Origin of the sequence: Leptospira meyeri (assembly GCF_004368965.1) — a bacterium.
Taxonomy (GTDB): Bacteria; Spirochaetota; Leptospiria; order Leptospirales; family Leptospiraceae; genus Leptospira_A; species Leptospira_A meyeri.
In genome coordinates this window covers 1,605,548-1,626,000 of record NZ_SORO01000001.1, presented here as the reverse complement: position 1 = coordinate 1,626,000, position 20,453 = coordinate 1,605,548, and the positions used below count along the sequence as shown (strand labels likewise).

Sequence of the window (20,453 nt, the reverse complement as noted above, 5' to 3'; positions counted from 1 at the left end):
TTCCTTGCTCGCTCCGGACTTTCGCATTCGCTTCGGTCCTTCGGACGGCTTACGCCTCCTCCGCATCAAGGGCGCATCGTGACATAATATTTTTTCCCTTGGCCAGAGATGTTCTTACCAGTCCCAAGGATCAAGATAGGTGATCACCGCAAATGCGGAAACCCTCCATTGGAAAAAAGGTTCTTCCCTCCTATACTGAATTCATGATGAACCGAATCAATTTTGAATCCATAAAGAAGTTGCACCGCAAACGTTTTGTTAGATGCATACTTTCCTTTTTTTTCGTGGGTAGTATGGCACTGTTGGGAGGAGGTTGTATCACTCCTGACCTTGTCCATGATTCTTACTATACGAGACACCCAAGTCAAAATGGTCACAACTACCGAGAGTATCCCTATCCCTACCAAGGGTCAAGAGGAGGTTCTGGTGTTCCGTATCCTTATTATGGAGGAGGAAACCAGTTCCAAATCCCAAGGTCTCACGGTGGTGGTCACAATCCCTTTCATGTTCCCGCTGGAAGATACCATAATGTTGGCAGTCCCGGGAAATGGAGGTTATAGATCTTGGGAAATGTAAACTTTGATACACTCTCTTCGGATCGAAATGGCAGAGGTCGCATCATCTGTTCGAGGAGGGCAGAAACCCAATTTCGAGTTTTTCGTTTACTGGGTTTTTTCTTTTTTATCTTCGCACCTTTTCTGATCAGTTGCGCCAGTCTCTTACCTGAAGAAAAAAGGGTGTATCAGAATAACCCAGTCAAATTACCGGATGGAATGAACATCCACCAATGGATGGAGACAAAAAAGAATCAATTTCCAAATCGATTTTGGTCCAGAGAAATTGGTGAGGATGAATATAAATTAACCTTCTACCGTAAAGAACTTACTCCGCTTGGATCTTATATATCCTGTACCGCTATGGTTCGAAACAAAACAACTAAGTTTGTGGAACTATACAATCTTGTATCGATAGTCAATTATGCGGACTATACAAAGGTTATGCGAAAAGGTGGAGACTTAGGTCCCATGAATGAAAAAGAGCGAACAGAAATCCTCCTTCCTTGTATCGAGGAATTTTTGGAACCGACTCTAATAAAGGAATGATTGATTGGTGAAATATATTTATTTAATTTTTTTCTGCTGTTGTTTCGCTTGTTCCTTTGCTGAATTAGATAGAAACATCAAACCATTTCCTGAAGAATCAACAAAAACAAAAATCTCTGATTCCATTACTATTTTAAACCAAAATCGAATGTACTATAGTAAAGAGCATACAGGTTGGGTAGAAACAAATCCTTTGTTTGGCGAACCTACCAACCAGTATTTTTCCAAAAAACAAAAAGAAATTGGCCACTCACGTTATCATTGGAAGGATATTCATGTTTATAACATTGATGATAAAAACTTTCAACTAACAGATGTAAAAACAGATTATGTTTTTTTTGTAACTGTCAATCGTCCTCGCAGTGATTGGGAAGAAGGACGGTTAGGCCAAGTTTTTCAATTAGTCACTTTATGCATTTTTCCTTGTCACCAGAAAGTTAAATTGGAAGTCACTGTAAAGTTATTCTATAAGAATAGTTTATTGGCAGAAAAAGTAAGCACCCATTCCGGGACTCGGTATTTCAGTCCATGGTATATTCCACTTCCGTTTCTTTTTCAAATGCGGGATTATGGAAATTTGGTAAATGAACCAAATGCTTTCTCTACAATGTATTTACAAGGTTTCCAAGAAGCCATTGATGAGATTTATTTAACTCTACCGAAGGAGTTGGCAAAAGATACGGAGGGATCCCATGAATGAAAAAGAGCGAACAGAAGTTTTCCTTCCTTGTGCGGAAGAAGTTTTAGAGCTGTCAAAGGTTTAAGAATACTAAAGAATTAAACCTTTGTCATTTCTTCTGTAATACCGGAATAACGAATGAGTCCAAGGGTCAAATCATCTTGGATGGCAGTGATTCCTCCCGAAAGTTGGATGACCGATTGGAAAACTTGGTCTTGGATTTCAAAGAGAGGAAGGCTTCGTATATCGCGAATTAAATGGAGGAGTCTTTCTTCTCCAAACATTTGTAATGAATTGGGTTCTCTAGCCTCGGTGAGTCCATCGGTGAGCATTACAATCAAATCACCCGTTTCCAATTGGAATCTTTCTTCTTCTGCAAGGATATCAAAAATGGGAGTGATGATCCTTCCCATTGGTTTCAAACTCACGAGAGCTCCCGATTTACGAATGATAAATAGAGGAAAATGGCCCGCCCTAGCAAACGTAAGAGAACCCGTATCTGTATGAAGGTGGAGAAGACTTGCCGTTACAAAATGTTCCCGCAGGTTGGGGATGATTTGGTGGCGAATGGATTCTAAATTATCTTTTAGACCAACAGGGTCTTGTTTCCATTTTTCTAGTGATGTTTTTACAAGTGCACTGAGTAGTGCCGCAGGAATTCCATGTCCTGAAATATCACAAATAAAAACACCTAACTCTTGTTTTTCTGGTTTCCAAACAATATCATACAAATCCCCTCCCACTTTCATCATAGGAATATTTTTAAAAAGGATATCAACACCTTGTGGTAAGACTACTTTTTGAGGAAAAAGGGATTCTTGAATCCGTTTTGCCATATCCAATTGTTTTTCAATTTCTGTTCTTTGTTCTTCAATCACGGCTGTTCTTTCTAGAACTTTTTGTTCTAATTCTTCATTGGCTTTTTCTTTCAGTTCATTTAATACCTGTAATGATTTTAAAGATGCAAGTTGTGCTCTTTCCCTTTCTCTTGTGGCAGTGACAAGGAAGTAGGCGATCCCACTGATACAAAACAAAAACGCATCCAAAAAGATAAGTGAGTCATTGATCGAGAGGCCACTTGCATCTCTTCGTGCAAAAACACCTTTCCCGTCGATTGTTAGTGTAACGGCTGTAAATGCGAGGACTACTGTGGAGAGTGTGGCTCCAAATTGACGAAACCGTATGCTTGTGACAATCACGAAAGGAATTGGCAAAAAGAGTAGGGGCCATTCATCGCTAAAGGCAATTGACCCAGAAATATAAACTAAAATGATCCAAAGTAGAAGCTCAATTTGTTTGCGAAGTTCTAACCTTAATTTTGCTTTGGGATGAAACCAAACATATAACAAGGGCGCAACAATGAGAAAACCGAGCATCTCTCCCGAAAACCAAGTGAAGAATACGTTGAAATACAATTCACTCGATAAAAAATCCCAATACCATAAACTAGTAACACCCATAATGGTGCTCACAAAAGATCCAGGAAAGGTTCCGATGCTTAGGAAATAAATTAAGTCCTTTGTGGAGTAGATGGGATCACTTTTTTCTGTGACTCGTTTGATGATTCGATAGTTAATCAAACTACTAAGTGTATTTCCAATCCCTATAATAAAGGCAGTCTGCAGGTGTGGATTGTTGAAAAAATTGGCAAGGGTTGCCCCTAAATAAATTCCTGGCAGGGCAACAGGCCCAAGTAAGAGAAGAGAAGCAAGGCCCACTCCTTCCGGGGGCCAAACAGGAGAAACTTGGCTATTTAAGAAGGCAATTTTAAATCCAATTTGTGCTGAGATGAAGTACCCAATAAAGATGATGGGTGTCCAAATAAAAATTCTTGTATATAGGACAGTCTTCATTCGGATTGAAGCATTTCCCATTCCTCCATTTTGTAAAGAATTTCCGTTTCTATCTTTTGGATTTCTTCAGATATTTTCTGAAGTTCTGTATGATCATTTGCGAATGTACTCAATTTCTTTTCTAATTCTTGTTTTGATGATTCTAGTTTGGCAATTTCTGATTCTAATTTAGAAAGTTTTTTTTGGTCTTGTTTGGATTTTTGTGGTTTGTCCGATACTACTGTCACTTGCGGAGTTTCTTTTGGTTTTGGGGAACTTTGTTCGTTTTCTAATTCTAAAGAATCAGTTTCTAAAAATGAAGAAAAAGTTCCAATGTAATGATCTAGTTTTCCTTCTTTTCTAAAAATGAGAAGGCTCTCCGCTGTCCGGTCGAGGAAATATCGGTCATGAGATACAATCACAACGGTTCCCGGAAATTCATCTAAAAATGATTCTAATACAGAAAGAGTTTGGATGTCCAAATCATTGGTTGGTTCATCTAAGATGAGAAAGTTTGGTCCTGTCATTAAGATCTGAACAAGAAAAAGACGGCGTCTTTCACCTCCAGATAGTTTGGCGATGGGTGTGTATTGTAATTTTCCATCAAAGAGAAATCGTTCCAACATTTTTGAGGCAGAAATTTTCTCACCTGATTCGGTTTCTATCATTTCTCCGGCAACATCTTTGATATAATCGAGTACATTTCTTTCTAGCGGAAGTTCGGAACTGGTTTGGTCGAAATATCCAACTTTTGTATTCATTCCTGGTTTGATAAATCCGCTATCAGGTGTAATGCGACCAGCCATTAAATTTAATAGTGTGGACTTGCCAATTCCGTTTGGTCCAATGATCCCAAGTCTTTCTTTGGCTTTGAAAGTATATGTGAAATCATTAATGAGCAGTCGGTCGGCGATTCCTTTTTTCAGATTATGAATTTCTAAAATGGTTTTCCCTTGGCGTTTGGCAGCAACACTCAGTTCTAAATCTTTTTGTAATTCTCGTTTTTCTCTATTTTGGAGATCACTGGCGCGATCAATCCTGGCTTTTTGTTTTGTGGATCGTGCTTTCGGTTGGCGTTTTAACCATTTCACTTCTTGTTTGAGGAATTGTTTTATTTTATCTTCTTGTTTTTGAAGGGTTTCTTCTCTTTCCACTTTTCGTTCTAAATAAACGGAATAGTTCCCCTCATAAACAAAGTGACTACCACGGTCGAGTTCTAAAATTTTGGTTACAATTCGATCTAAAAAATAACGATCGTGAGTGATGAGTAAGATGGCTTTGTCAAGTCCTGCCAAATAATCTTCTAACCATAAAATGGATTTTACGTCCAAATGGTTTGTTGGTTCATCTAAGATCAGTAAATTACTTTCATCAATGAGGGATTTAGCAAGTTCTACTTTTTTAAGCATCCCACCAGACAATTCAGACATTTTTCTTTCTAACTTTTCAACACCTAATTCTCGTAAAATGGACTTGATTTGTTGTTCGTAATCCCAAGCAGAAAGTCTATCCATCTCTTGTGAGGCGTTCGTGAACTCATCATCTAAACCTTCTACACCTTCACTCATTTGTTCACAAATGTCTTCATAACGACGGATGGTTTTGACTAGTTTGTTATCTCCTTTATAAATATGATCGAGGATGGTTTCTTTGGGATCAAAGACGGGATTTTGATCGAGGATCGAAATTTTTAGATTATTGTTTTTTATAATTTGTCCGGAATCTGTTTCTTCTTTTCCAAGAAGAGCACGAAGGAGAGTGGACTTCCCCGATCCATTGATTCCTACAATGGCGAGTTTTTCTCCTTCGCTGATAGAAAAATCAAGATTCGAAAAAAGTTTTTTTTCGCCGATGGTTTTGGAAAGTTTGGATACAGAGACTAGCACAATGTCCATGAGATGGAAATGGGGTCATTCGGACAATCTCATTCAATATTTTGTCATGAATGTACATCTGATTTATCGACTTTGTCTTGGATTTTAAGACCTTCTGTTTTTTCGCATTCTCCCTATTTCCAATTGAGAACTTATTGGGTAATATGTTATCGAATGGACAAGATGAATTTTATAATTCGATTCTCAGTCGGCAATCCATCCCAGAAACAGTGGTTGGTGGCAAACAAGTGGCCAGTCGTTTTTTGGAAGAATTGTTTTCTATTTTATTTTCTGGATACCATTCAGAACGTAACTTTATTTCTAAAGACCAAATCATTGACCAGTTGGAACTCTTTCGCATTCGTTGGAAAAATTTACTAGAACCTTACTCTGCGTATGCGGAGAGGGAGTTCGGAAGGATAGTTCCTTTGGATGATATTTTGCATAACTTCATCGCCAAACTTCCTGGCCTCTACCAATGGATGTGGGAAGACGCTGAAGCTGCTTTTTTGGGAGATCCTGCTGCAGAAAGTATTCATGAGGTGATCCTCGCCTATTCAGGGTTTTACGCTGGTGCTGTTCACCGAGTTGCTAATTATTTTTTTAAGTCATCTTTGCCTATCTTCCCAAAATTGTTATCCCGTGTGGCACATGAAGCGACAGGAATTGACATCCATCCCGGTGCGGAAATTGGAAGAGCTTTTTTTATGGATCATGGAACAGGAATTGTGATCGGAGAAACCACGCATATTGCCGACAATGTAAAAATTTACCAAGGTGTCACACTGGGTGCATTATCAGTGAACAAGTCTTTGGCGAAACAAAAACGTCATCCTACGATTGAAGAGGGTGTTGTGATTTATGCAGGTGCCACCATCCTCGGTGGGGAAACGGTGATTGGGAAACAATCCATCATCGGAGGGAATGCTTGGATTACCCAAAGCATTCCTCCTTATTCCGTTGTGTATCAGAAATCAGAAGTGCGAGTCCGAAGTGCAAATGAAATCCAAGGTTTGGATTTCACCATTTGAACTAAAGACCGAAACGATTGCGACTTCCTAACCCGTACAACACCCGGATGAGTGCATCAATGTCTTCACAAGAATTGTAAAAAGCAAGAGAAGGTCTCACTGTTGATTCCAATCCAAATCTTCTTAAGATTGGTTGGGCACAGTGGTGGCCGGCACGCACAGCAATTCCTTCTTCGGCTAATTTTTTTCCAATCTCTTCTGTTTTGAATCCATCAATGACAAAGGACAACACACCAGCTTTATCTTTCGCTGTTCCAATCAAATGGAGTCCTGGAACCTTTAACAATTCTTTGGTGCCATATTCCAATAAATCATGTTCGAAGGTTGCAATTTGATTCATTCCAAACTTGTTCAGATATTCGATGGCAGCTCCGAGTCCTACCGCATCAGCAATGTTACCGGTTCCTGCTTCAAAACGAAACGGTGCTTTTTGGAAGGTAGTGTGATCAAAGTTGACATCTTTGATCATATTCCCTCCACCTTGCCAAGGAGGCAAACTGTCGAGAATGGATTTTTTTCCGTAAACCACACCAATGCCCGTCGGAGCAAAAAGTTTGTGGCCACTAAACACAAAGAAGTCGCAATCTATCTCCTGAACATTCAGAGGCATATGGGACACAGACTGAGCTCCATCCACAATCACAAGGGCTCCTACTTTATGCGCAGACTTTGTCATCTCCTCTACGGGAACCACTGTTCCTAAAGCATTCGAAACGTGTGTGATGGACACAATCTTTGTTTTGGAATTTAACAAACGTTCGTATTCGCCTAGAATGATTTGTCCTGAATCATCGACAGGAGCGACTCGTAACTTTGCGCCTTTTTTGGCACAAACCATTTGCCAAGGAACAATGTTTGCGTGGTGTTCCAAATGTGTGATGAGAATTTCATCACCCGATTGGATGTGTTTGTCAGATAAAATATTTGAAAGGAGATTGATTCCTTCTGTGGTCCCTCTGACAAAAACAATTTCTTCTACGCTCCCAGCTCCAATAAACCCTTGGACAAGTGACCTAGCTTTTTCATAAGCATCGGTGGACCTTGCCGCAAGAGTATGGGCTGCACGATGGATATTGGAATTCTCATGTAAATAAAAATGAGATAATCTTTCGATCACCGAAGTTGGTTTTTGTGTGGTAGCCGCATTGTCGAGCCAAACCAAGGGTTTCCCATTGACTGTTTCCGTTAGGATCGGAAAATCTCTCCTTGCCGATGCGAGGTTCCCACCACCTGACTGAGATAAGCCGATACTTGGGAAAGACTGAAAATCAGAATAGGAAAAACCTGTATCTGTTAATTTTAAGTCTTCTAAGTAAGGTAAGGACTCTTTTGGTAAATTTTGCGAAGTTAAGTCATTGGATGGAAAACCCACTGTGGGAACGTTAATTCCACCAAACGATTGCAAAACTCCAAACATTTCCTTCGCCATTTTTTCTAATGTTTTTTCATCAGGAAACAACGACGGGGAACCATTGATGAACGAGTCCGGTTTTAGTTTTAAAAAACTCGGATCATTTGTATTCATAATAATTTCCTACATCTACATTGTCGAGTGCAGCAATCGCATCGTCAGTGAGTATGGCTGCTGAGCAGTAGAGAGAAATCAAATAGGATCCAATTGCTGATCGGTTAATTCCCATAAAACGAACAGACAGTCCCGGAGTTTGTTCCCCTGGTAGGTTGGATTGATATAAACCCACAACCCCTTGTTTTTTTTCACCAACTCTTAAGAGTAAAATACTAGAAGTTCCTACAGCTGACTTTGGATTTGTTTCACCATTCACAAGAAGTTTGTCGGTAGGAATGAGTGGTAGTCCTCTCCAAGTTAGAAATTGTGCACCAAACAGAGTCACTGTGGCCGGTGGAACACCTCTTCTTGTACATTCACGACCGAAAGCAGCAATTGCAAGTGGGTGTGCTAAAAAGAATGACGGTTCTTTCCAAACTTTTGTGATTAAATCATCCAAATCATCAGGGGTAGGAGGTCCTTTGCGAGTGCTAATTCTTTGGTGAGGTGGAACATTTTTTAACAATCCATAATCCTCATTATTGATGAGTTCCAATTCTTGTTTTTCTTTTACACTTTCAATGGCTAGTCTTAGTTGTTCATTGATTTGTTCATGTGGGGAACTGTATAAATCAGAAACTCTGGTTTGTACATCAAGGATTGTGGAAATTAAACTAAGAGTGTATTCACGAGGTTTTTCTTCGTAGTTAACAAAAGTTTCTGGAAGTTCTTGTTCTCCTTTTTGTCCGCAAAGTACATCCACTTGCGTATTGGATTTAACGCGGTTGACTCGGAGAACCCCTGCTTCTAAAGGTTTCCAATCAAGTAACCTAACTAAAAAACGTGGAGTGATTGCACCGTATTGTGCATTTGTTTTGACCGTATTTGCCAGTTGGCGTGCGGCTAAATCTCCCAAAGCGTGTTGGGTTTGTTCTGCCATAAATGACCTCTTTTTCGGAAATGGATCTTTAATGGTTGAATCATCGCTACAGTCCGAATACGAGAATCAGTGGCGTGTATGAAAATAGGATTAAGTTTTGTGTGATATATTGTACAAATCGTCCATCTCGCTAGCGGATTATCCGATTTGAAGCCAATGTTTCATCTTTTCAGCGATGGTTTTTAATACAACGGGTTTGGAAATATAATCGTTCATTCCACACTCTAGGCAACGTTCTTCTTCACCTGACAGAGTACCGGCGGTGAGAGCAATGATGGGAACAGACTTCCCATTTTCCAATTTACGAATGGCTTTTGTGGCATCGTATCCATTCATCTCTGGCATTTGTACATCCATAAAAATGAGTTGTGGTTCAGTTTGTATAAAATTCTCCACGGCAAGTGCTCCGTTTTCTGCTTCGATGATGATGGTACCTGGCAATGATTTTTGGACAATCGCCTTGGTTAACATCATATTCACAGGATTGTCTTCCACAATCATAACCTTCATCTTTTCGTTTGTATGGATGGGATGGACCGGCTCATAATTAGGTGTGACTACTTCTGGGTTTTTTCCAGAAACCAATTTTTCTAAACTTTCATATAAAATATTTGTTTGGATGGGTTTTAATAGAATTGATTGTACTCCAAGATCTTTACATCTTTTGTAAATATTTTCATCATTGGAAGATGTGTGAAGAGACAAATAAGGTTTTTTTAGCTTATTTGATTCGATGGTTTTTAAAAGATTCTCAATAAAATCTAAACCATTCATTTCTGGCATATTAAAATCGGAAATGATGACATCATAAAAAGTGCCGGAACGAATGACTTCCAGTGCTTCCTTTGGTGACCGAAATCCATCTACACGAATCCCTTTGTAATTTAACATTTCATGAATTACATACAAATTCGTTTCATTATCATCTAAGACCATAACGGATTTGATTTGCCCTAATTCTGGTTCTGTATTTCTTTCATTATCAGCAAGAGTTGTAAGTTTAAAATAAAAACGAGATCCTTTGTCTCTTTCTGATTCTAATTGCATCTTAGAGTCGAAGAGATTTAATAATTTACTGGAGATAGAAAGCCCAAGGCCTGTTCCACCGAATTGTCTTGTTGTGGATGTATCTGCTTGAGAAAACACTTCAAAGATTTTATCTTGGTTTTCGGGACTAATTCCAATTCCAGTATCAATCACTTCAAAGAGAAATTCATATTCATTGTTGTCTTTGGGTTCTGCAGAAATTTTGATTTGGATTTCGCCTTTTAAAGTAAACTTAAGTGCGTTTCCAATTAAGTTCAAAAGGATTTGTCTGAGTCTGAGAGAATCGACAAAGATATTCCTTGGAACTTTCGGCGATATGTTTAGGATTAGTTCTAATCCTTTTTCGTATGCTTTGTGTTTGACGATCTCCGCAATCTGGTGGAGTAATTCATAAATATTGATTCTCTCCTTATATAGTTCCATTTTTCCCGATTCAATTTTAGAAAAATCTAAAATATCGTTGATGAGATCGAGCAATGAATTTGCAGAAAGATATACTGTTTCCATATATTTTTTCTGTACTTGATTGAGTTCTGTCCGCATGAGTAAGTCTGAGAAACCAATCACTCCATTGAGAGGAGTTCGGATTTCATGACTCATATTGGCAAGAAAGTCTGATTTTGCTTGAGATGCTTTTTCTGCATTTTCTCTTGCGACAATAAGTGCATTTTCGAGTAACTTACGTTCGGTGATATCGGTATGGGTTCCAATCATTCGGAGTGGTTTCCCATCTTCCGTCCATTCAATTACTTTCCCACGATCTAAAATCCATTTGTAGGATCCATTTTTGCACAACATCCGATGTTCGTTGACGTAAACAGCAGTTTTCCCTTCAAAATGTTTGTCTAGGTCGGAAAAATAATTGGGTTTATCTTCCGGATGGACTCTTGATTCCCACTCCGAAATATCAGTTCCAATTTCATCTTCCGAATACCCCAACATATTTTTCCACTGGTTGGAGAAGAATACTTTGTTCGTTTGAGAATTCCAATCCCAAATTCCATCTCCTGAACCTTCAAGGGCAAATTGCCAACGACTTTCGCTGGCACGTAAGGCTTCTTCGGTGGCCTTGTGTGCGGAAATATCAATTCCTATGCCGAGATATCCTGTGATTTCACCTTTTTTGTTTTTTGTAGCAGTAACTACGAGCTGTACGGGAAATTCTGTTTTGTCTTTGCGAACATAAGTCCACTCATGGGAATCATACTCACCTAACTTTGCCTTGTGGATAAAGGTATCAAATCCAACAATGGGAATTCCGAATTCACTTGATAAAATGGCTGAGCGTGCTTCTATTTCTTCCTGTCTATGAAAAATAGCTGGTGAAGTTTTGCCAACTACCTCTTCTGCATCGTATTGCAAATGGTATTCAGCACCTTTGTTGAAGTGAGTAATGATACCTGTAGTATCTGCACCGATGATAGTCACATGAGTGGTTGCATCTAAAATGGTTTCTAATTTAGAAAGAGCATCTTCTTTTTGTTTGTCTAAATTTACACTTCTTGTAATGTCCTGAAAACTACCGAAAACTCGAATACATTTCCCATCTTTAAATACGGAATGTCCAATGGCCCTGGCCCATTTGAGTTTTCCTGATTTGGTTTTGATTTGTAAAACCAAATCATATGATGTCCCTTTAGTCACTGCTTTGTCAAAAGCATCTCGTAACATTTGTTTTTGGGATTCTAGTGGGTAAAATTCAAAAGCGGTTTTTAATTGAGGAATATAGTCATCAGGAACTTCATGGATTCGTTTTGTTTCTTTTGCCCAAAAAAGTGTATTAGTTGTTAAATCAACGTCCCAGGATCCTACATTTGCAGCAGCATTGGTTTCTTCAAACAAAAGTTTGATCCGTGCCAGTTCATCTCGTTGTTTGAGAATTTCTAGTTCTTTGTCTTTTCTTTCTGTGATGTCTATGAGATAAGAAATTTTTTCAGTAGGTATGGAATTAAAATAACTAACAACGCTATAAACTGAAACGTAAATGTATGTACCGTCTTGTTTTTGGAATCGAAACTCTCTTTGATACGTCCGCGATTTGTTTTTTATGGAGTCTTTTTCTTCCTGAATTGCTTTGTCTCGATCTTCGGGATGGATGAGGTCGTCAGGTTTTAACATCCCTTTTTTAAAGTCACCGGTCTGATAACCAAGGTTCAGCGAGACATTCGGTGACACATAGGTTGTTAAAAATTCTGTATCAAATTTAAACCGAAAAATGACATAGGGACCACTATCTAAAATCACATTTTCAATGCTGAAATTTGGTTCTCCACGTAAAATCACCCCAGGTATATTTTTGGATTCCAAATATCGTCCTGAGATACGAAAAGGATTTCCTAGAAGTGTTGTTGTGAATTGGAAAGGAGTTCGTCTTGCTAAGGTTTCTTGGCAAAGGTTGGCAAGGATCAGTGCATCTCTTGGAGTGATATGAAGGTCATTGATATGTTTCCCTGCGGAAATGGAATCTGGTGGCAGATAGAGATTAGGAGAGGTGCGTGAAAATTGAATTTCTAAAAAGGGATCTAGGTAGATTAGGAATTCGTCAAAACTCTCCACAATGGATTGGTAGTTGAAACTTTCTGCCATGAATTGTTATGTCACTTGACCAAAACGATTGGTCCTAAAGAATAATGGATACGATGATGAATCGCCTGTCACTTTCTATTTTCCTCTACGGTATTTCCTTCTTTTTTTCTGGAAATTTGATGAGCCAATCCCTAAGAAATCATGGTTGGGTTGTAGCGGGAACAACTGCAAAACTTTTCATCCAGGGAAAAGAAATATTAAATGGTCGCGATGAATTTCGATTCAAAACTCCAGAAGGGATGTCCCAGATCCAGGAGATCGATTACTATCTAATGTTAGGGGAGTACTACCTTCGCAAAAAAGATAAAGTGGGGATCGCAAACATTCTTTATGATTTAAGAACCAAAAAAGGGGAATATTCTTTTGCCGATTTTTTACTAACATCTCTCTGGAAACAATCGCAAGGTGAGGAAGTTCAGGCGATCAAAATCCTAGATACTTACATTCAAAAAGAACCCAATCTTTACTTTCGTAACCTAGCCAAAAATATGCGAACCAATCTTTTTCAAACAGGGGAAGATGAAAAAAAATCCATGATCCGAATGGATTGCCAAAAGAACAAACCGTATTATTCTTTATGCCGCGTTTTCCGTTTGCAGTATTACATTGACCTTCCTTCCGGGAAAGAGAAGGACATGCATAAACATTTTGTGAACATCATGCGAGTTAGTTCTCCTTTTTTTGAAGATCCCAATTTGGAATGGATTCCTTTATTGGATCGAGTGGACGAAGATCTTCCTGCCAAACTTTCCTTTCTTGGTTTTGTTAGAGAAGGAATTCATTTTCAAAAAATGATGATGGATTTAGAAAAAATCACAGATGGATCTATTGGTGAAAATTCAAACGAAAGAATGGCATTTTTTCAAATCCTTTTGGGCGACTATCCCGCAGCAGAAGAATCCCTATTAAACTTTCTGAGATCAGCCAAAGGAAAAAAAACATCCATTTTAAATCGTGTGTATGTTAAGTTAGGTGCTCTTGCATATTTTCAAAAAGATTATAAAAAATCTTTAGATTATTATTTAAAACTCGATTTGAATAATTGGTCGACTGACATTCACCATCCTTTTCTGAATGAACCTATGTCCATCACTGGAGTGAAAGATTTAATATCTGTATCTTTATACAAGGTGAATGGATCAGAAGCGGCACTGAAAGCACTTCAAAAAATCAAAGATCCAGAAAAATTAAGCGAAGCAGATATTTGGCCTAAACTAAGAATTTCTCAAATGTTAATGGACCAAAATCCTGAGTTATCCTCTCGAATGACAGATGAAATCATCTATATGGCTCAGGAAAAAAAATGGAGGAGGTTGGAATATGCCGCCACCATTTTACAAGGTTATAACCAAATTTATCGAAAGGAATTTCGTAAATCTACTATTGAACTAACAAAGAGTAGGGGGATTTTGGATGAAGAAAATGCTTTTTATGCAGCAGAGTTTCTTCGTAATTTTGGTTTTGTTTTTGCACATACGGCTTCTGGAAAAAAAGGCCCAGTGAATGGAAACATTCGTGATGGGGTTTCGGATTATCTACAAAACAATCTTTATGAAGATTTGTATTATATTCGCAACTATAGACCACTTGCTTTTTCAACGGATTTATTTTTTGAATATGCTCTCAGCCATTTGCGAGATGATGGGGACGTATGGGGGCTTTTGGATTCTCTCTACAAATACAATTCCGTCAAGTGGACGCGGAGTTTAAAAGGTAGTCCTCATTCTTTGTTCCAAATTCAGTTTGTTGACAAACAATTCCAATACCTCTCTGGATTTTCGACAGCCAGGGAATCTAAATTTTTTGATTCCACTTATGCAGATAGCAGAGAAACCGAAAGCCAATTCCAAAGAAAAAACGAAGAAGAATCTGTTCGGAACTTAGAATCTGCCAAATTACCATCGGTTCTTTTATTACCATACAAAGAAGAGATTTATCTTTTTACTTTCAATCCCAAGGAATCCAAAAGAAACCAACTGAGTTGGAAGGTCATTCATTCCCAAAGGCCAGACAATTCAGAAATCATTGAATCCGTGAGAGATCTTGTGAATGCAAACAAAGATAACGATTCATTACAAATTTATTTAAATGAATCAGGCGCAAGTTTAATGCGATCTCTCAAAAAAGAAATACGTGAAACTCAAATTGTATTTTTCTTTTCGCTCCTACCAAGTTCTGACCCTCACAAACCACTTGGTGTATTTTCGTGGAAATGTCCACAAAACATGCGTTCTCTGGAAGGAAAAGGGATGAATCTTGTGGATACAGCCTATTTCGAAGGTTCTAGGATTTTAAAAGAAAAAGAAAGACTACACCTTTGGGATTTCCCAGCAAACGCTAGTTCTATGAATCAAGTCACAAACCTTTCTTGGTCTTGTAAATTGGACTCAGGGAATCTAGAAGAGATTCCTTTTTTAAAACTATTCCGCAGAATCGACTATCGTACGGTTCCTCGGATGGTTGTATATACAGATCGTGTCATCGGGAAGTCTTGGTCGGATTACTCTTGGCACTACCAATGGTTGCATTTTTGGTTTCGTTCGGGGACAAAAAAAATTGGATATCTGCCAACCCTTCCTGTTATGGATTCTGGTTCGGTCTTTGGCCTTGCAGATCCTTCTAAATACCGAGACGAGGGAGTTTGGATCCAGGCTACGGTCCAATAAGAGCGACATAATGACTGTAAAATCTTTTGGACGAAATCCCTAGATCCTGTTCATTTCCGGCCAAAATGAGCCAAATTGTAGGCGACACTGGGAGATCGGTCCAAAATACTTAATTCTATTCCTCATACCAATGGACCCTGATCATAATACTTTAGTGGTGTTCGAGTTTCTATGGAAATAATCGGCATCTTTCTCATCTTCCTCCTCGTCTTTGTCAATGGTTTCTTCGTCGCAGCCGAATTTGCCATGGTTTCCATCCGGCCTTCTCGTCTTGAGGAGCTTGTCAAAGAAAACAGAGCTATGGCTCATATCACCAAAAAAGCTGTCTCAAAAATTGATGATATGTTGTCGGTCTGCCAAGTGGGAATTACTGTCGCAAGCCTACTTCTTGGATGGATTGGCGAAGCTTTGTTTGCAAGTGTTGTTTCTGGATTCCTCCATATGTTCCAAATTGAATTGGATCTTGTGACCATCCACAGCATTTCGATTGGAGTTTCATTTACTCTCATTACACTTTTGCATGTGATTTTAGGAGAGCTTGTTCCTAAAACATTGGCCATCCAAAACACAGAGTCCATTGCGCTTGGTGTTTCTGGGCCTATGTGGCTGTTCTACTATTTGTTTTTCCCTGTCACTTTCATTATGAACCGTTTGGCAGGAGGGATTCTCACACTTTTCCGTTTGCAACGGACTGGCGATAAGTATGTTCATTCAGCTGAAGAACTAATGATCATCATTGAGGAACAACGGAAACAAGGTCGGATTGACAATGCAGAGATGCAACTCATCCAAAAGACTTTTGATTTTTCAGAACACACTGCCAAAGATGTAATGACACATAGGCTTTCGATCATCGGAATTCCACAAGAATCTACGATCGATAAAATGCTCCCACTCATCGCCGAACATAGTTTTTCAAGATATCCTGTTTATGACCAAACCTTAGATCGAATCGTTGGGATTGTTCACGTACAAAAGTATTTAAAATGGCAAGCGGCCCACCTTTCTGCCAAAGGCAAAAAAGAAAAAATCACAGTCATTATGGAAAAGGATTTTGTAAAAGTTCCAGAATCTATGTCCATCGAACGAGTGATGACAAAACTCCGTGAGAAAAAACAACACATGGCAATCGTGATTGATGAATACGGTGGAGTGTCCGGCTTACTAACGTTAGAAGATATTATCGAAGAATTTTTTGGTGAAATTCGAGATGAAACAGATACGGATGAAGTAGATGTAACTTCGAAGAACAAAAAAACAAAAGCAATCACCCTTGATGGAGAGACGGAACTTTCTAGTTTATCCGGTATCTTAGAAGGGGAAGAACCATCTGATATGGAAGAGGTTCGAACGATTGCAGGTTACTTTATGGAAAAGAACGAAGATATGCCCAAAGAAGGTAGCATTGTTCAAATCAAAAAAGGAAGCCTTAAAGTAAAAAAAATGGAAGGAAATAAGATTATCTCCATTTTGTTTACTCCTAAATTGGAAGAAGATAATGATTCCGAATTGGAACGAGAACTTTCTTATGAGGACAGGTAAATGAAAGAAATTGTGATTGCTGTTTCTGGATCCATTGCTTCCTACAAAGCTTGTGATTTGGTAAGAGGACTTACCAAACAAGGATATCCAGTTCGTGTGATCATGACTTCTAATGCCACCAAATTTGTTGGAAAAATTACATTCGAAGCTCTAACGGGAAAACCGGTGAGAGTGGATGAGTTTGATACGGGAATGGCTCATATCGAAATCAAAAACATTGCTTCCGTATTGGCAGTGGTTCCAGCCTCGGCAAATATCATTGGAAAAATGGCCAACGGCATTGCGGACGATTTAGTAACCTCCACCTATCTTGCATGCACCTCTCCCGTGTTAGTGGCTCCTTCTATGAACCCAGGAATGTATTTACACCCGGCTGTACAAAGAAATTTAAAAACCCTAGAATCGGATGGAGTTACCATTGTTTCTCCCGATAAAGGGATTGTGGTTTGTGGGGATGAGGGATACGGTAAACTAGCTACGGTTGAATCCATCATGGAACAAATCATTAAACTCCATACAACCAATTCATGAATCTAAAATTTAAACGAGTCATCGTTACCTCCGGACCTACTAGGGAATGGATTGATCCTGTGCGTTATATTTCCAATGCTTCTTCTGGAAAAATGGGTTTTGAAATAGCCACTTCATTTTTAAAATACCCTGTGGAAGTAGTTTATATTCATGGCAATACCTTGGAACGATATTCCCATGTTACGGGAGCCATTCGGAACATCGAAGTAGAAACAACAATCCAATTAAGAGATGCCGTTTTATCCGAAATTTCTAACGATAGTTTACTTGTGATGGCGGCTGCACCTGCAGATTTCCGCCCGATCATGACCGCAGAACATAAGATTAAAAAGGAAAAAACCTCGGAAGGTACTAAGGGGCTTCTTCTAGAGTTAGAAGAAAATCCTGATGTGTTACAACAAGTGACCGAGTATGTTGCGGAACATAAAATTTTAAATTCCCTTCGAGTCGGTTTTGCTGCTGAAACAAGAGAATTAGAGCGACATGCTAAAGACAAACTGATTCGAAAAGGCCTTACGTTTATTGTTGGAAACTATGTTGGCTCAGGAAAAGGTTTTGGTGAAGTGGATTCTACAATTCGTATATTTGGTGTTAGTGGTCTAGAAAAAGAAATTGGCCCGCTTCCCAAAGAGAAAATTGCAGAAGAGTTAGTTTCTTTTTTAGTGTCCGTTTGATTTAGGTCCAAATCCAAAAGCAAAATATCCAGCAAGAAGGATCAATCCAAAACTAACGATATAGTTCCATTTGATTTTTTCTCCGAGGAAAATGGTCGCAAAAAGAATGAAAACAAAAATGGTCACCACTTCTTGGATGATCTTGAGTTGAAACCCTTCAAATTTATAAACTGTATATCCAATGCGGTTTGCAGGGACCATCAGTACATATTCGAAAAATGCAATACCCCAGGAAAACAAAATAATATAAAACATATTGTTTGACTTTGCAAATTTTAAATGTCCATACCAAGCAAAGGTCATAAAGATATTGGAAAGTACGAGTAGAAAGATGGTTAACATAATAATCTCTTTTTTATTGAATTTTGATATGACTGATGAAAAAATTTGATCTTCGAATTTGATGCGTCTCGGCTAATCCAAATTTTACTTTTGACTAACATCCGGAAATACTTCCTTAAATATTTCAGGAAGAGTCTCTCCTGATTTACCTCCAAAATGAACTTGCATCGAAGGAGTGAGGGTTGTGGATTCTGGATTGATTTCGATCCCAAGGGCACCATTGCGGATGGCGGTAAGGGCTAAATTAGCAGGGACAGAAACATTGGCACTTGTTCCGATCACAAACACAACTTGAGTTTGTTTGCTTTGTTCCCAAGCCTTTGTCAGTAAGCGGTTATCATAACTTTCTCCAAACCAAACGATGTCTGGTCGTAAAAGAGATTCACAATTCGGACAATACTTTATGCCTTTTTGTTTGATCCCATCTTCCCCTAAGGCAAATTTGTCGCCACATCCCGTACACCTTGCACGAAAAATATTACCATGAATTTCAAGGAGATTTCGACTTCCTGCCCTAGGGTGGAGCCCATCGACATTTTGAGTGATGAGGTTTACAGTTTTTGAATACGATTGCCATCTTGCAATAGTTAGGTGTCCTTCGTTTGGTTTGGCTTCAAAACAAACATTTCTCCGATAATCGTACCAATCCCAAACCACCTCGGGATGGGCGGCAAAGGCTTCCGGGGTGGCAAGTTCTTCTGCTTTGAATTTTTTCCAATACCCCCCATCCCCTCGAAAGGTCGGAATCCCACTTTCGCTGGAGATACCTGCACCCGTCAGAAACAGAACATTCGTTGCAGAACGAATTCTATGGATGAGGTCGGGAGGAAGAAGGCTCATTTATGGGATCATTCTAACAAATTGGGTTAAAAATTAAATCGGAAAAAAATCTAGAAAAAGAAAACTGGCAGTCAATGGCCACTCACTGGGAAGAAGTCCAAAAAAAGCTAGATTCCATTCACGAAAAACAATTGTTTCGGGAAACCAAGGTTTACCAAGGAATTGATTTTTGTTCCAACGATTATATGGGGCTTGCAACTAATCCTCGTATGTTGGAGTTTTTCCAAACGAAGAAAGAGGTTTATCCATTTGGATCCACTGCCTCACGTTTGGTCCGAGGCAACAGAATGTCGATGGACAAGTTTGAATCGGAGTTTGCTCATTTTGTGGAAGGAGAGGCGGCTCTATTGGTATCCACGGGATTCACTGCGAATTTCGGACTCATTGATTCCATTGCTGCTCCCGACTGTTTTGTGTTTAGCGATAGACTCAACCACGCTTCAATTTTAGATGGAATCCGAATTTCTGGTGCCCAAAAAAAATACTACAATCATTTAGATTTAAACCACCTGCGCACTTTATTAGAAAAGGCAAACATCGATGATCCAGGGTATAAGAAAAAACGAATCGTTGTGACCGAAACTTTGTTTAGTATGGATGGTGATTCTCCCGATTTAAAAACCTTGCTTGAGTTAAAAAGAGAATTCGGATTTGTTTTGGTTTTAGATGAGGCCCATGCCTTTGGGATTTATGGTTCTAGTGGGAAAGGGCTTGTGTTCCGTGATTTAACTTTATCAGAAATTAAATCTATCGATTACAGGGTTTATACTTTGGGAAAATCTTTGGGGCTTGAAGGTGGGATCATTGTCACAAAAAAAATCGGCCGTGACCATTTGGTGAATGTAATGCGGTCTTTTATTTTTTCAACAGCACCCCTCCCAATGATTTCGGAACTTGCCTCGTTTGCTTTATCTTTTCTTGGTACTATGGACAAAGAAAGAGCCGATTTACTTTCATTAGCAAATGGTCTAAAAAATTCTCTTAAACAAAATGGATTTTCTATTACAGAGACTACTTCGCATATTGTCCCTCTTCTTCTCGAAACAGAGAAAGAGGCTTTGTTTTACGCAAACGGATTACAAGAAAAAGGTTTGGATGTTCGAGCCATACGTCCCCCAACAGTTCCGACACCACGGTTACGAATCAGTTTGAATGCCAAGTTAAAGTTAAATGATATCCAGACTTTGGTAGAGGAACTCGTCCGAGTTAGAGAGAAATGGAACTCTCGCTAACCGGCTTAACTTAGTTTTGTTTTTAAA

Annotated in this window: 16 protein-coding genes; 9 read left to right on the top strand and 7 right to left on the bottom strand. The window is 38.9% G+C overall.

The genetic code is table 11. From position 1 onward, the window contains the following. Nucleotides 1–152 precede the first annotated feature (152 nt). The 3 genes from CLV96_RS07535 (at nt 153) to CLV96_RS07525 (ending at nt 1,803) form a co-directional block, all read left to right on the top strand. Nucleotides 153–560 carry a hypothetical protein gene (locus tag CLV96_RS07535; protein WP_004785402.1) on the top strand — a complete coding sequence of 136 codons (408 nt, stop codon included), beginning with the start codon at nt 153–155 and terminating at the stop codon, nt 558–560. A 177-nt stretch (nt 561–737) separates the two neighbouring features. Beyond that, on the top strand, nt 738–1,103 hold the full coding sequence (locus CLV96_RS07530) for a hypothetical protein (protein WP_231292448.1): 366 nt from the start codon (nt 738–740) through the stop codon (nt 1,101–1,103). Between the two features lie 7 nt (nt 1,104–1,110). Further along, nucleotides 1,111–1,803: a hypothetical protein gene (locus tag CLV96_RS07525; RefSeq protein ID WP_004787420.1), complete on the top strand. Its 693-nt coding sequence runs from the start codon at nt 1,111–1,113 to the stop codon at nt 1,801–1,803. A 77-nt stretch (nt 1,804–1,880) separates the two neighbouring features. Here the strand turns inward: CLV96_RS07525 and CLV96_RS07520 are convergent, their stop codons facing one another. Further along, nucleotides 1,881–3,635, bottom strand: a complete 1,755-nt coding sequence (locus CLV96_RS07520) for a PP2C family protein-serine/threonine phosphatase (RefSeq protein ID WP_004786820.1) — start codon at nt 3,633–3,635, stop codon at nt 1,881–1,883. Next, complete coding sequence (locus CLV96_RS07515) at nt 3,632–5,509, bottom strand: ABC-F family ATP-binding cassette domain-containing protein (RefSeq protein ID WP_040917266.1); 1,878 nt, start codon at nt 5,507–5,509, stop codon at nt 3,632–3,634. The genes CLV96_RS07520 and CLV96_RS07515 overlap by 4 nt, the downstream gene beginning before the upstream one ends. A 143-nt stretch (nt 5,510–5,652) precedes the next feature. Here CLV96_RS07515 and epsC point away from each other — a divergent pair, with 143 nt between their 5' ends. Continuing rightward, nucleotides 5,653–6,519, top strand: a complete 867-nt coding sequence (epsC, locus tag CLV96_RS07510) for a serine O-acetyltransferase EpsC (protein WP_004786013.1) — start codon at nt 5,653–5,655, stop codon at nt 6,517–6,519. Between the two features lies 1 nt (nt 6,520). On the opposite strand, the gene CLV96_RS07505 is transcribed toward epsC, so the two are convergent. The 3 genes from CLV96_RS07505 to CLV96_RS07495 all read right to left on the bottom strand — a co-directional run bounded on the left by CLV96_RS07505 (nt 6,521) and on the right by CLV96_RS07495 (nt 12,599). After that, complete coding sequence (locus CLV96_RS07505) at nt 6,521–8,044, bottom strand: family 2A encapsulin nanocompartment cargo protein cysteine desulfurase (RefSeq protein WP_004785594.1); 1,524 nt, start codon at nt 8,042–8,044, stop codon at nt 6,521–6,523. Beyond that, the gene (locus CLV96_RS07500) at nt 8,031–8,966 is read right to left on the bottom strand and encodes a family 2A encapsulin nanocompartment shell protein (protein WP_004784103.1); all 936 of its coding nucleotides are present in this window, start codon (nt 8,964–8,966) and stop codon (nt 8,031–8,033) included. The genes CLV96_RS07505 and CLV96_RS07500 overlap by 14 nt, the downstream gene beginning before the upstream one ends. 138 nt (nt 8,967–9,104) lie before the next feature. Next, complete coding sequence (locus CLV96_RS07495; protein WP_004787525.1) at nt 9,105–12,599, bottom strand: PAS domain-containing protein; 3,495 nt, start codon at nt 12,597–12,599, stop codon at nt 9,105–9,107. A 56-nt stretch (nt 12,600–12,655) separates the two neighbouring features. Between CLV96_RS07495 and CLV96_RS07490 the strand changes: the two genes are divergently transcribed. The 4 genes from CLV96_RS07490 (at nt 12,656) to CLV96_RS07475 (ending at nt 18,012) form a co-directional block, all read left to right on the top strand. After that, nucleotides 12,656–15,265, top strand: a complete 2,610-nt coding sequence (locus CLV96_RS07490) for a hypothetical protein (protein WP_004786451.1) — start codon at nt 12,656–12,658, stop codon at nt 15,263–15,265. Between the two features lie 171 nt (nt 15,266–15,436). Next, the gene (locus tag CLV96_RS07485) at nt 15,437–16,807 is read left to right on the top strand and encodes a hemolysin family protein (RefSeq protein ID WP_004786037.1); all 1,371 of its coding nucleotides are present in this window, start codon (nt 15,437–15,439) and stop codon (nt 16,805–16,807) included. After that, the gene (locus tag CLV96_RS07480; RefSeq protein WP_004786346.1) at nt 16,808–17,338 is read left to right on the top strand and encodes a phosphopantothenoylcysteine decarboxylase; all 531 of its coding nucleotides are present in this window, start codon (nt 16,808–16,810) and stop codon (nt 17,336–17,338) included. It begins immediately after the preceding gene. Next, a complete protein-coding gene (locus CLV96_RS07475; protein ID WP_040917267.1) occupies nt 17,335–18,012 on the top strand; it encodes a phosphopantothenoylcysteine decarboxylase domain-containing protein in 678 nt (225 codons plus the stop codon). Before CLV96_RS07480 ends, CLV96_RS07475 begins: the two co-directional genes overlap by 4 nt. On the opposite strand, the gene CLV96_RS07470 is transcribed toward CLV96_RS07475, so the two are convergent. Continuing rightward, a complete protein-coding gene (locus tag CLV96_RS07470) occupies nt 17,998–18,354 on the bottom strand; it encodes a DMT family protein (RefSeq protein ID WP_004787508.1) in 357 nt (118 codons plus the stop codon). The two genes, CLV96_RS07475 and CLV96_RS07470, sit on opposite strands and share 15 nt — an antisense overlap. Nucleotides 18,355–18,438: 84 nt before the next feature. After that, nucleotides 18,439–19,194: an SIR2 family NAD-dependent protein deacylase gene (locus CLV96_RS07465; protein ID WP_004787741.1), complete on the bottom strand. Its 756-nt coding sequence runs from the start codon at nt 19,192–19,194 to the stop codon at nt 18,439–18,441. A 74-nt stretch (nt 19,195–19,268) separates the two neighbouring features. Here CLV96_RS07465 and CLV96_RS07460 point away from each other — a divergent pair, with 74 nt between their 5' ends. Then, nucleotides 19,269–20,426, top strand: coding sequence for an aminotransferase class I/II-fold pyridoxal phosphate-dependent enzyme (locus CLV96_RS07460; RefSeq protein WP_004784192.1), 1,158 nt, complete (start codon nt 19,269–19,271; stop codon nt 20,424–20,426). The last annotated feature ends 27 nt before the right edge of the window (nt 20,427–20,453 follow it).

What these genes read in the sequence shown, in the direction of transcription:
- CLV96_RS07515 (WP_040917266.1), bottom strand. Translation starts at nt 5,509, where the DNA reads ATGGACATTGTGCTAGTCTCTGTATCCAAACTTTCCAAAACCATCGGC.
- CLV96_RS07505 (WP_004785594.1), bottom strand. Translation starts at nt 8,044, where the DNA reads ATGAATACAAATGATCCGAGTTTTTTAAAACTAAAACCGGACTCGTTC.
- epsC (WP_004786013.1), top strand. Translation starts at nt 5,653, where the DNA reads ATGTTATCGAATGGACAAGATGAATTTTATAATTCGATTCTCAGTCGG.
- CLV96_RS07470 (WP_004787508.1), bottom strand. Translation starts at nt 18,354, where the DNA reads ATGTTAACCATCTTTCTACTCGTACTTTCCAATATCTTTATGACCTTT.
- CLV96_RS07480 (WP_004786346.1), top strand. Translation starts at nt 16,808, where the DNA reads ATGAAAGAAATTGTGATTGCTGTTTCTGGATCCATTGCTTCCTACAAA.
- CLV96_RS07485 (WP_004786037.1), top strand. Translation starts at nt 15,437, where the DNA reads ATGGAAATAATCGGCATCTTTCTCATCTTCCTCCTCGTCTTTGTCAAT.
- CLV96_RS07500 (WP_004784103.1), bottom strand. Translation starts at nt 8,966, where the DNA reads ATGGCAGAACAAACCCAACACGCTTTGGGAGATTTAGCCGCACGCCAA.
- CLV96_RS07465 (WP_004787741.1), bottom strand. Translation starts at nt 19,194, where the DNA reads ATGAGCCTTCTTCCTCCCGACCTCATCCATAGAATTCGTTCTGCAACG.
- CLV96_RS07520 (WP_004786820.1), bottom strand. Translation starts at nt 3,635, where the DNA reads ATGAAGACTGTCCTATATACAAGAATTTTTATTTGGACACCCATCATC.
- CLV96_RS07460 (WP_004784192.1), top strand. Translation starts at nt 19,269, where the DNA reads ATGGCCACTCACTGGGAAGAAGTCCAAAAAAAGCTAGATTCCATTCAC.
- CLV96_RS07475 (WP_040917267.1), top strand. Translation starts at nt 17,335, where the DNA reads ATGAATCTAAAATTTAAACGAGTCATCGTTACCTCCGGACCTACTAGG.
- CLV96_RS07535 (WP_004785402.1), top strand. Translation starts at nt 153, where the DNA reads ATGCGGAAACCCTCCATTGGAAAAAAGGTTCTTCCCTCCTATACTGAA.
- CLV96_RS07490 (WP_004786451.1), top strand. Translation starts at nt 12,656, where the DNA reads ATGAATCGCCTGTCACTTTCTATTTTCCTCTACGGTATTTCCTTCTTT.
- CLV96_RS07495 (WP_004787525.1), bottom strand. Translation starts at nt 12,599, where the DNA reads ATGGCAGAAAGTTTCAACTACCAATCCATTGTGGAGAGTTTTGACGAA.